The following is an 11,432-nucleotide window of genomic DNA, read 5'->3' on the forward strand; positions in this document are numbered from 1 at the left end:
CGCCGTCGGGCTAGCGATAGAGCGACGGGTCATCCTTATTGGGACGGGTCTTGAAGCGTCTATGCAGCCACATGTATTGCGCTGGGCTGCGTTCGATGATCTCTTCTATGATGCGGTTCCCCCGCTTGGCATCTTCCAGCTCGTTCTCGCCGGGGAAGTCTTCCAGCGGCGCTTGTATCTCTATGGTGTAACCCTTGTCATCTTCATTGCGCACCACAATGAAAGGCAGCACCTTGGCCTTGCCCAGTTTGGCTAGGGTGGTGGCACCCGTGATAGTCGCGGCCTCAGGCACGGCGAAGAAGGGGATAAAGACGGCGCTGGAACGGCCGAAATCCTGATCCGCCGTATACCAGATCACATCGGGGTTACGCAGACTGCGCACCATCTGTCTGAGATCCCGCTTGGGCACCAGTCCCTTGTTGGAGCGCAGACGTCCCTTTACCTGAAGGTATTCCATCAGCGGATTATTGTGGGGGCGGTAGACGCCTATGCCCGGCTGAAACTGGCCGAAGATGCGTGCGCCCATCTCCAGCGGCAGACAGTGCACCGCGAAGAGGATCACTCCCTGCCCGGCGGCCAGGGTCTGTTCTACGTGTTCTTGTCCCTTGATGGTCATATGGCGCTGAATGCGTTCGTCACTCCACCACCAGGCGTTGGCGATGTCGAATATAGCCTTGCCCGTCTCTTCGAAGTTGCGGGTTAATAGTTGCTGCTGGTCGGCCTGGCTCATCTCGGGAAAACAGAGTGCTATGTTGCGCTTGGCGGTATTGACGCGACTGCCGGCTATCGCCATGGCCAGGCGGCCTATGCCCTGTCCCAATTTCATCTGGGCCCGCAGGGGCAACAGCTGGGTCAGACGCATAAAGCCGACACCTAACCAGATGAGCCAATACTTGGGATGGAAAAATTGAGCGGAGAATTGAGCGTTTTCGACCACGGTTGACCCTATGGGGTTTACAAAAATTACTGCTTATTCTAACTCAATTTGTTGGGAAAATTAGGTATAATCAGGGATTAATTTTCGCAAAAAGATAAGTGCCATATGAAGATTTCTCTGCCAGCTTTCGAAAAAGCAAACGTTCTGGTCGTCGGTGATGTGATGTTAGACAGATACTGGAGCGGTCCTACGGGGCGCATTTCGCCCGAGGCGCCTGTGCCCGTGGTACGAGTGAATCAAATTGAAGACAGACCCGGCGGGGCGGCCAACGTTGCCTTGAATATCGCCACCCTGGGCGGTCAGGTGAGCCTGGCGGGCATAGTGGGTGAGGATGAAACCGCAGCGGCCCTGACCCAGGGCATAGAGGCGCTTGGCGTCGTGCCTAAGTGGCACACTGTGGCCGAGCTACCCACCATCACCAAGCTCAGGGTGATGTCGCGCAATCAGCAGCTGATTCGCCTCGATTTCGAGGAGGCCTATCCGGCCGAGCAGAGTCAGGCACTGCTGGCGAGCGCCGAGAAAGAGCTGGATAAGGTAGCCGTGGTTGTGCTGTCCGATTATGCCAAGGGCGCCATCGACAAGCCCGAGGCTTTCATCGCCAAGGCCAAGGCTAAGGGAGTCAAGGTGCTGGTGGACCCTAAGGGCAGTGACTTTTCCCGTTATCGCGGCGCGACCTTGCTGACGCCTAACATGAGCGAGTTCGAACAGGTGGTCGGTAAGGTTGCCGACGAGGCGGATCTGGTGGCTAAAGCCAAGGAGCTCCTCAAAGAGTTCGACTTCGAGGCCCTGCTGGTGACGCGCTCCGAGAAGGGGATGACGCTGATCACCGCTGATGCCACCGAGCTGCATATTCCGACCGTTGCCCACGAGGTCTATGACGTGACCGGCGCCGGTGACACAGTGATCTCGGCCCTGGCCACCTCGCTGGCGGTAGGTTGTGAGCTGCCAGTGGCCTGCGCCCTGGCCAACACGGCCGCGGGCATAGTCGTCGGCAAGCTGGGCACCTCAACCGTGAGCCGTATCGAGCTGATTACAGCGCTTAATCTGAGTCATGGCGAGAGTGGCTACGGGGTGGTCAGCGAAGATCAACTGGCCTATGCCCTGGAGCAGGCCAAGCTGAAGGGCGAGCGCGTGGTGATGACTAACGGCTGTTTCGACATTCTCCATGCCGGCCATGTGAGTTACCTGCAACAGGCGAGGGCGCTGGGTGACAGGCTTATCGTGGCGGTTAACGATGACGACTCGGTGAAGCGCCTTAAGGGCGATGGCCGTCCGGTCAACAAGCTGGAGCGCCGCATGGCTGTGCTGGCGGGTCTGGCCTCGGTCGACTGGGTGGTGCCATTTAGCGAAGACACGCCGCAGCGCATCATCTCCAGACTACTACCTAACAAGCTGGTGAAGGGCGGCGACTATAGTGTCGAGGATATCGCCGGTGGCAAAGAGGTGATCGCGGCTGGTGGCAGCGTCGAGGTGCTGGGCTTCGAAGATGGCGTCTCTACCACGGCCATCATAGAAAACATCATGGCTAAGCAGTGATTGCAGGGACGTTACTGATCGCCAGTGCCTGGTTCTGGGCGCCCATGCCCCAAGGCCAGGCCCTGGTGTGTCAAACGTCTCACGTTCAAGAGTGCCTTGGGCAGTTACCGAGTAATGCCAGGGCACAATTACCCCTAAATTCTCAGACGCTTTTGAGCCAGATGGGTCGGCGCGGCGCCATGGTCAGGCCGTTGACCGATTCCGATATTACCGGTCTGGTGTTGCTGCAAGATGAGCGGATCCCCAAGGCATATTCGGCGCTGTGGAATGGTCAGGTCTATGCCCTGCCGATAGAACAGGCCTACCAGATGACCCTGGCCCATGAGCTGGGGCACCTGGCGGTGAGCCGCTCGAACTCCATCTACCTAAAAGCCGACAAGCTAACCCCCTATCAACACGAGTGGCTGGCGGACTTCTATCTGCTCTGGTCTCTGGCCAGAGCGGGCAAAGCCGAGACCCTGGCCTGGCAGCAGTATCATAGGCGTAACCTGGAGGTGTTTGAGAGCGTGGCGGCCATCTCTCACTGGTCGACTCCTATGCTCGCTCAACTTCTGGACAGGTACAGCTGGCAGGCGCTTGGGGCATTTGAGAATTTCGATTCGCTTATCGACGCCATCTACCCAGAGCTGGTCCAGTATGATCAGGAGACGCTCGATGAGTTTGCCAGCCTGCTCCACTGGCTGTTCGGCGCCGCAAATCAGGCTAAATTACCCCAGTATATGTTTTGGCGGAGATCTGAGATGGGGGCGTTTATCCGCCCGACCCTGAGGCAGTTGATGGGTGAGCAGGCCGCCAATACCTGGATGACGCAGCAGGCGATGCAGGGAGAATAGTCGCTTGGTTTTAGCAATCGTTTGCGAGTCAGATAGAAAATAAAAAGGAGCCAGAGGCTCCTTTTTTTGCTTATTGCTTTCGAGGTGGACGGCGTTCGCGCAGGACGACATCTGGGTGAAAGTCGATATCACCTTCGTCGTCAATGGTAGCGAGTTGATCTTCCTGCTTGGCGATAGCGGTACTCGTTGTTGGGGTTTGCCTCACAAAGAGTAGCTGATAACCAAGTTTCGCTAAGGTGTAGAAGGCGAATCGCTGCGCCGTCGTCAACCTGTCCCAATGTTCGTTAGCGTGAGCCTGAGAAACGCGCCTATCCTCGAAAGATAGCAGTCCATTATTTAGCACTTGAGTTTGCATTTTCAAAGCCTCTTTAGGAAACGCTAACATTGTTACATGACGATTATATAATCAGATGTTAATCCAATATGCAAGCGATTCGCCCGGCCAAAGCGCGGCCTCTCAGGCTAAGTATAGCCGAAATGTTTAGATAACTTTCCACCAGAAAGCAAGGTGGTGGCGGGTGAAAAATAAACTGCAACTTAATCAATAAGATTTATCTAATTTTATTTTCAATAGGCAATAAAAAAGGCCGTTTAACGGCCTTTTTTCAATTTTGTGCGCTTAGTCCGCTTCTTTGAGGGATTGAGTCAGATCGACAATCGCCTTCTTACCATCGCCAAACAACATCAGGGCGTTGTCCCTGGCAAACAGCGGATTAGGCAGGCCGGCGAAGCCCGGGCTGAGTGAGCGCTTGACCACCACCACAGTACGGGCCTTGTCGACGTTGAGAATAGGCATGCCGTAGATAGGGCTGCCTTTGTCTTCACGCGCCATAGGGTTGGTTACGTCGTTGGCACCGATGACGATGGCCACATCTGTCTGCTCGAACTGAGGGTTGATCTCATCCATCTCGATCAGCTGCTCATAGGGCACCTCGGCCTCGGCCAGCAGCACGTTCATGTGGCCAGGCATACGACCGGCAACCGGGTGGATAGCGTACAGCACCTGGGCGCCGCGCGCCTCCAGTACCGAGGCCAACTCGCGCACCGCATGTTGCGCCTGGGCCATCGCCAGACCATAACCTGGAACGATCACCACGCGCTCTGCGGTTTCCAGCAGCATAGCTACCTCTTCCGGCGAGGAGGAGGTCACCTTACCGGCATAGACTTCGTCGGCATCTACCGTCTCGCCACCTTCGGCCATGACGCCGAAGAGTACGTTAAACAGCGAGCGGTTCATCGCCTTACACATGATCTGGGTCAGGATGATGCCCGAGGCGCCAACCAGAGAACCCGAGACGATCAGTACTGTATTGCCCGTGATAAAACCTGTGGTGGCCGCCGCGATCCCCGAGTAGGAGTTCAGCAGAGCGATAACCACTGGCATGTCGGCGCCGCCGATAGGCACCACCAGGAAGAGACCCAGTAATAACGATACGGCGACCAAGGCGTAGATGAAGGTCGGATTGCTTGGTGTGGTGACCACGGCAACCGTCAGCACCAAGGCGGCGATCAACAGGCTGGCGTTGATAAACTTGTTGCCCGGCACCCGGATTGGATTGCCCGAGATCAGCTCCTGCAACTTAGCGAACGCCACGAAGGAGCCCGACAGGGTGACTGAGCCGATGAGCACGGTCAGACCGATTGAGATCAGCGCCACCACATGAGTCGCCGAATCGGGATCCAGGAAGCTCGCCAGGGCGATAAACAGCGAGGCGCCGCCACCGAAACCATTAAGCAGGGCCACCATCTGCGGCATGGCAGTCACCTGGATCTTGGTGGCCATCACGGCGCCTATGGCACCACCCAGCAAGATACCGGCGATGATCCACTCATAGCTTAAGATACTCTTATCCAGCAGAGTCACCACCACGGCGATAAACATACCCAGGGCCGACAACTGGTTACCACGCACCGCGGTGCGCGGCTTGGTCAGCCCCTTGATCCCTAAAATAAACAGACTCGCAGCCACAAGGTAGGCGAGATAGATAATCGTCATACTCATGTTGGCTTATTTCCTCTTAAACATGGCAAGCATACGGTTGGTGACCATGTAGCCACCCACAACGTTGATGGTGGCCAGTACTACGGCAACAAAGCCCAGCACATTGACCCAGAGTCCCGCACCTGAACCTGCTGCGAGTAGGGCGCCGACCAGGGAGATCCCCGAGATGGCGTTTGAGCCCGACATCAGCGGCGTGTGCAGGGTCGGCGGCACCTTAGTGATCAGCTCAACCCCAAGGAATACTGCCACCACGAACAGGGTCAGTAGTAATAAAATTTCCATTATTGAGCCTCCTCTGTTGCCGCAAGTGGCGGCAGTGATAACAGATCACGTAATCTGGCGTTAGCCACCTCACCCTGATGGGCCACGACTGTGTCGCGGACAATCTCGTCCTCGAAATCCAGGTTTAACTGGCCTTCATCGTCGACGATCAGCTTGAGCAGGTTCTCTATGTTGGTGCCATACATCTGGCTGGCGTGGGTCGCTGCGCTGCCGGGCACATTTGATGGCCCTAGTATGGTAACGCCGTTGTGGACAACGGTTTGGTCCAGCTCCGTCAGCTCACAGTTACCACCGGTTTCGGCGGCAAGGTCGACGATAACCGTGCCAGGTTTCATGGCATCCACCATCTCCTTGGTGATCAGCACGGGCGCCTTGCGGCCCGGGATGGCGGCCGTGGTGATGACGATATCCTGCTGGGCCAGCACATTGGCCATCGCCTGCTGCTGACGCTTGAGGAAGTCATCGCTCTGCTCGGCGGCGTAGCCACCCTTGGTTTCTGTGTTCTCGGTTTCCAGATCCAGTTCAACCGGTTTGGCACCTACCGAGAGGATCTGCTCCCGGGCGGCTGGGCGAATATCATAGGCTTCTACCACGGCGCCCAAGCGCTTGGCGGTGGCACAGGCCTGTAGGCCGGCGACCCCGACGCCCATGATGAAGGCGCGGGCGGGTTTGAGCGTACCTGCGGCCGTCATCATCATAGGGAACATGCGCGGCGCCTCATGGGCGGCCAGCAGCACGGCCTTGTAACCGGCGATGGTCGCCATGGAGGAGAGAATATCCATGCTCTGGGCGCGGGTGATCCTTGGTACCAGCTCAAGTGCCAAGGCGCTGGTACCTGTTTCGGCCAGGGCGGCGGCATTTTCCGGTTGCGCCAGGGGATCCATCATGCCGATAAACAGCTGCTGGGGCTTCGCCTTGGCCTTGATCTCCTCGAACTGCTCACCCTTGAGGTTGACCAGGGTGATGATATTGGCGCCGAGTACCTCGTCTCTGTTGGCAATAATGGCTCCAGCTTCCTGATAGGCTTGATCGCTAAAGCCCGCAGCGAGACCCGCTCCGCTCTCCACGAGAATTTGGAGGTTTTTTTTGATTAACCGAGTCACATTGGCCGGGATCAACGCAACGCGTTTTTCATCGGCATGGCTCTCTTTAGGTAGACCTAGTTTCACTGAGAAACCTCTTAGTTGGGGACAGACGTCGTTTGAATTGTTGGCTCGCTATTGTGGCGAGTCTGGACTTAGACACAAGCGCGAATTTTTCATAATCAGCGCTGGTGCACTGGTCGGAGCAAAAAGTTTGCGCCAGTCCACAAAATTTCATTTCAAATTCTGTGGTTAAGGGCACAGCTTAAGCAAATATCGCTCACCACTCTCACTTTTGTAGCTCAAATTATGACCTTTGCATATTCCAAAAATGAATTAAAAATTAGATTTTATTCTTTTTTGCTTTTTCCATTAAGCCATTAAGCTAGGCTAATTACACTGTTATAGGGCCGTCTTCCATGCTGTTAAAAGAGCTTTCATCACTGGCTTCTCCCCTGTCTGCGACGCAGGTGGATAAGCTTAAGCAACTCACCGCTGAACTCAACGCCGTGCAACTCTCCTGGGTAGGTGGTTACCTGTCGGCTACGGCCGAACTGAGCGGCGTGGCCGGCGAGGTGCAGCAAGCGCCCCAGCAGACCATCACCATTCTTTACGGCAGCCAGACAGGCAACGGCCGCGGTATCGCCACCGAGCTGGCCGAGAGGGCGCAGACCCAGGGCTATAGCGTCAACTTGGTCTCCATGGCCGATTACAAGACGCGCCAGCTCAAGCAGGAGACACTGCTGCTTGCCGTGGTGAGCACCCATGGTGAAGGCGAGGCGCCGGACGATGCCATCGAGCTGCACAAGTTCCTGGCCTCTAAGCGCGCCCCTCAGCTAGACACCCTCAACTACGCCGTATTGGCGCTGGGAGACTCCAGCTATGAGTTCTTCTGCCAGACGGGTAAAGATTTCGATGCGCGCCTGAGCGCTCTGGGCGCCAAGGCGATCGTGCCGCTCACCAAGTGTGATGTGGACTACGAGAGCGCGGCCAGTCAGTGGCAAGAAGCCGTGCTGGGCGCGGTCAAGCCATTGGTGGGCACCGGCGCCAGCGTGGTCTCCATCGGCAGCGCAAGCAGCACAGTCAGCAGTTCAGCCTTCAGCAAGCAGAAGCCCTACAACGCCGAGCTCCTGGTGAGTCAGAAGCTCACCGGTCGTGACTCGGACCGCGACGTACGCCACGTGGAGATAGACCTTGGCGAGTCGGGCCTGAGCTATCAGGTGGGCGATGCCCTGGGCGTCTGGTTCAGTAACAGCGACGCCCTGGTGGAAGAGATCATCCAAGGCCTGTCTCTGGATGGCGAGGCCGAGGTGACCCTGGGTGATGCCACCCTAACTTTGGCCCAAGCACTCAAAGAGAAACGCGAGCTGACCCAGCTCTATCCTGGCCTGGTGCAAAACTGGGCGCAGCTGAGCGGCAACGAAGAGTTGCAGGCGATCAGCGAAGACAGAGAGCAGACCCGCCAGTTTATTCTCAAGCATCAGCTTGCCGACCTGGTGGCCAAGTATCCTGTGGATATCGGTGCCTTCCAGCTGGTGGAGCTGCTGCGTCCAATTACCCCAAGACTCTACTCCATCGCCTCGAGCCAATCTGAGGTGGAGAGCGAGGTACATCTGACCGTGGCCCTGGTGGCAGATGAGCGCGACTCGGGCACCCGCTTTGGCGGCGCGTCTCACTTCCTGGCAAGCGCCGAGGAAGGCGCCGAGGTCAAGGTCTATGTGGAGCCGAACAATCACTTCCGTCTGCCAGAAAACCCAGAAACGCCTGTGGTCATGATTGGCCCTGGTACGGGTGTGGCGCCGTTTCGCGCCTTCATGCAGGAGCGTGCGGCCCAAGGCGCCCAAGGCGACAGCTGGCTCTTCTTCGGTAACCCGCACTTCGAGCAGGATTTCCTCTATCAGACTGAGTGGCAGCAGTATCTCAAAGATGGCGTGCTGACCCGTTTAGATTCCGCCTTCTCGCGGGATCAGGCCCATAAGATCTATGTGCAGCATCGCATACTGGAGCAGGGCGAGACCTTGTGGCAGTGGATCGAGCGCGGCGCGCATCTTTATATTTGCGGCGACGCAGAGCGCATGGCCAAAGATGTGCATCAGGCGCTGATCGAGGTGATCAAACAGCATGGCGGCAAGAGTGAAGAGCAGGCCGAGGCCCTGCTTGAGAGCCTGCGCAGCGACAAGCGTTACCAGAAAGACGTTTATTAATTGAGACAGGCGCCAGTCGCCGACAGATTAACTTGCATGGGCAGAGCCGGTGCAAAAGAGACAATAGGGCAGCAGCCATGAGCGACCAGAAATTATCAGTAAACGAGTACCTAAAGACCGACAGCAACTACCTGCGCGGCACTATCGAAGAGGGGTTAGACACCTCGCTGACAGGTGCCTTCAACGACGCGGATCAGCAGCTGATCAAGTTCCACGGTTTCTACCAGCAGGACGATCGCGATCTGCGTAACGAGCGTAAGGAGCAGAAGCTAGAGCCTCTCTACAGCTTCATGCTGCGTGCCCGTGTCGCCGGCGGCGTCTGTACCCCCAAGCAGTGGCTGGGGGTAGATAAGATAGCCTCGACCCTGACCAGCTCCAACAGCATTCGTCTTACAACCCGCCAGACCTTTCAGTACCACGGTATCCCTAAGCGTAACCTCAAGACGCTGATCCAGGATCTGGACAGAGAGGCGCTGGACTCTATCGCCGCCTGTGGCGACGTGAACCGTAACGTCATGTGTAACCCTAATCCGGTAGAGTCCAAGCTGCATCAGCAGGCCTACTACTGGGCCAAGAAGCTGTCGGATAACTACCTGCCACGCACCAAGGCCTACGCCGAGATCTGGCTGGGTGATGATAAGGTGGCGGTGAGCGAGAGCGAAGAGGTGGAGCCTGTTTATGGCAAGACCTATCTGCCCCGTAAGTTCAAGATGGCCGTGGCCGTGCCGCCGGATAACGATGTGGATGTCTACACCAACGACCTTGGCTTCATCGCCGTGGCCGAAGACGGTGAGCTGGTGGGCTTTAACATGGTGGCCGGTGGCGGCATGGGCTCGACCCATGGCGAGGTAGCGACCTTCCCACGTCTGGGTGACGACTTTGGTTTCATCAAGGCCGAAGACTGCCTGAAGTTTGCCGAGGCCGTGCTCAAGGTGCAGCGTGACTGGGGTAACCGCTCAGATCGTAAGCAGTCGCGCCTCAAGTACACCATAGTCAAGCATGGTTTTGAGGCCTTCAAGGCTGAAGTGGAGCAGCGCACCGGGGTAAAATTTGAGCCTAAGCGTGAGGTGGTGATTGGCGATCGCGGCGATCGTTACGGCTGGATCAAGGGCGTGGATAACCACTGGCATCTGACCCTGTTTATCGAGGGTGGCCGCATCAAAGATCTGCCGGGACAACCGCTGCAGACCGGCCTGCGTGAAATCGCTCTGGTACACAAGGGTGATTTTCGCATGACAGCCAACCAGAACATCATTATCGCCGGTGTGGCCGAAGAAGATAAGGCGCAGATCGAGGCTCTTGCCCGCAGTCATGGCCTGATGGGTAAGCTGATCAGCCCGACCCGTGGCCACTCTATCGCCTGTGTGGCGCTGCCGACCTGTGCCCTGGCGATGGCGGAGGCCGAGCGTTACTTCCCGGACTTCATGACCAAGGTCGAGGCGCTGCAGGAGAAGCACGGCTTCCTGGAGCAGCCGATAGTGATCCGCATGACGGGCTGCCCTAACGGCTGTGCCCGTCCCTTCGCCGCCGAGATTGGCCTGGTGGGTAAGGCGCCGGGTCGATACAACCTCTACCTGGGGGCGAGTTTCGAGGGTACGCGCCTCAATAAACTCTACCGCGAGAACATTCAGGAAGCCGAGATTCTGGCGGCCCTGGACGAACTGTTTGCCCGCTACGTCAAAGAGCGTGAAGCTGGCGAAACCTTTGGTAACTTCACCGTGCGTGTCGGCGTGGTGAAGGCGGTTATCGATGCCGCTAAGGATTTCCATGGATAATTCAGTGATCTCTGCCCAGGCGCTGCAAGCATTGCTTAGCGCGCCCAAGGCGGAGCAAGACGCAGAGCTGGCTCGAGTCAACGCCTTCCTGGCGGGACTCACGCCGGCCGAGCGGGTGATCTGGGGCTTGGCTTACCTGCCGGGCACTCATGCGCTGTCGTCGAGCTTCGGTATTCAGGGGGCCGTAATGCTGCATCTGGTCACCCAGGTACAGCAGGATATTCCGGTGATCCTCACGGACACTGGCTATCTGTTTCCCGAGACCTATCAGTTTATCGATGAGCTGACCGAGCGACTCAAGCTTAATCTTAAGGTGTACCGTGCGCCCATGACCAGCGCCTGGCAGGAGGCCCGTTTCGGTCGCCTGTGGGAACAGGGGCTGGATGGCCTGGAGCAATACAACCGCCTCAACAAGGTGACTCCTATGCAGACGGCGCTTAAGGAGCTGGAAGTAGGCACCTGGTTTGCGGGCCTGCGCCGGAGCCAGTCCAGCACCCGTGAGGATCTGCCGATTCTGGCGATCCACGGCGATCGCTATAAACTGCTGCCGATCCTGGAGTGGAGTAACAAGGATGTGCATGAGTATCTCACCAAGCATGACCTGCCATACCACCCGCTTTGGGAGCAGGGCTATGTGTCGGTGGGCGATACCCATTCGAGTCGCCCGCTGGAGCTGGGGATGACCGAAGAGGAGACCCGCTTCAACGGCCTCAAGCGCGAGTGTGGCCTGCACTATGAGATCTAATGCTGCCGCGAAATTCGCGGCACTAGCAGTTTGATT

Annotated in this window: 10 protein-coding genes; 5 read left to right on the forward strand and 5 right to left on the reverse strand. The window is 57.3% G+C overall.

The window, feature by feature from the left end; all coding sequences use genetic code 11:
* Nucleotides 1-10: 10 nt before the first annotated feature.
* Nucleotides 11-937, reverse strand: coding sequence for an LpxL/LpxP family Kdo(2)-lipid IV(A) lauroyl/palmitoleoyl acyltransferase (locus K0H81_RS03425; protein ID WP_220059894.1), 927 nt, complete (start codon nucleotides 935-937; stop codon nucleotides 11-13).
* A gap of 105 nt (nucleotides 938-1,042) precedes the next feature.
* Here K0H81_RS03425 and hldE point away from each other — a divergent pair, with 105 nt between their 5' ends.
* Nucleotides 1,043-2,473: a bifunctional D-glycero-beta-D-manno-heptose-7-phosphate kinase/D-glycero-beta-D-manno-heptose 1-phosphate adenylyltransferase HldE gene (hldE, locus tag K0H81_RS03430; RefSeq protein WP_220059895.1), complete on the forward strand. Its 1,431-nt coding sequence runs from the start codon at nucleotides 1,043-1,045 to the stop codon at nucleotides 2,471-2,473.
* A complete protein-coding gene (locus tag K0H81_RS03435) occupies nucleotides 2,470-3,306 on the forward strand; it encodes a hypothetical protein (RefSeq protein WP_220059896.1) in 837 nt (278 codons plus the stop codon). Before hldE ends, K0H81_RS03435 begins: the two co-directional genes overlap by 4 nt.
* Before the next feature lie 70 nt (nucleotides 3,307-3,376).
* Here the strand turns inward: K0H81_RS03435 and K0H81_RS03440 are convergent, their stop codons facing one another.
* The 4 genes from K0H81_RS03440 to K0H81_RS03455 all read right to left on the reverse strand — a co-directional run bounded on the left by K0H81_RS03440 (nucleotide 3,377) and on the right by K0H81_RS03455 (nucleotide 6,759).
* Nucleotides 3,377-3,661 carry a hypothetical protein gene (locus K0H81_RS03440; RefSeq protein ID WP_049766562.1) on the reverse strand — a complete coding sequence of 95 codons (285 nt, stop codon included), beginning with the start codon at nucleotides 3,659-3,661 and terminating at the stop codon, nucleotides 3,377-3,379.
* Nucleotides 3,662-3,925: 264 nt separating this feature from the next.
* Nucleotides 3,926-5,308, reverse strand: a complete 1,383-nt coding sequence (locus K0H81_RS03445; protein WP_220059897.1) for an NAD(P)(+) transhydrogenase (Re/Si-specific) subunit beta — start codon at nucleotides 5,306-5,308, stop codon at nucleotides 3,926-3,928.
* 6 nt (nucleotides 5,309-5,314) lie between these two features.
* Nucleotides 5,315-5,590, reverse strand: coding sequence for an NAD(P) transhydrogenase subunit alpha part 2 (locus tag K0H81_RS03450; RefSeq protein ID WP_144199603.1), 276 nt, complete (start codon nucleotides 5,588-5,590; stop codon nucleotides 5,315-5,317).
* Nucleotides 5,590-6,759, reverse strand: coding sequence for a Re/Si-specific NAD(P)(+) transhydrogenase subunit alpha (locus tag K0H81_RS03455; RefSeq protein ID WP_220059898.1), 1,170 nt, complete (start codon nucleotides 6,757-6,759; stop codon nucleotides 5,590-5,592). Before K0H81_RS03455 ends, K0H81_RS03450 begins: the two co-directional genes overlap by 1 nt.
* Before the next feature lie 332 nt (nucleotides 6,760-7,091).
* Here K0H81_RS03455 and K0H81_RS03460 point away from each other — a divergent pair, with 332 nt between their 5' ends.
* The 3 genes from K0H81_RS03460 (at nucleotide 7,092) to K0H81_RS03470 (ending at nucleotide 11,396) form a co-directional block, all read left to right on the forward strand.
* The gene (locus K0H81_RS03460; protein WP_220059899.1) at nucleotides 7,092-8,876 is read left to right on the forward strand and encodes an assimilatory sulfite reductase (NADPH) flavoprotein subunit; all 1,785 of its coding nucleotides are present in this window, start codon (nucleotides 7,092-7,094) and stop codon (nucleotides 8,874-8,876) included.
* A gap of 77 nt (nucleotides 8,877-8,953) precedes the next feature.
* Nucleotides 8,954-10,651 (forward strand): assimilatory sulfite reductase (NADPH) hemoprotein subunit, encoded by a 1,698-nt coding sequence (gene cysI, locus K0H81_RS03465; protein ID WP_220059900.1) that lies wholly within the window; start codon nucleotides 8,954-8,956, stop codon nucleotides 10,649-10,651.
* Nucleotides 10,644-11,396 (forward strand): phosphoadenylyl-sulfate reductase, encoded by a 753-nt coding sequence (locus tag K0H81_RS03470; RefSeq protein ID WP_258406164.1) that lies wholly within the window; start codon nucleotides 10,644-10,646, stop codon nucleotides 11,394-11,396. The genes cysI and K0H81_RS03470 overlap by 8 nt, the downstream gene beginning before the upstream one ends.
* Nucleotides 11,397-11,432: the final 36 nt, after the last annotated feature.

The sequence above is a fragment of the Shewanella halotolerans genome (assembly GCF_019457535.1).
GTDB lineage: Bacteria > Pseudomonadota > Gammaproteobacteria > Enterobacterales > Shewanellaceae > Shewanella > Shewanella halotolerans.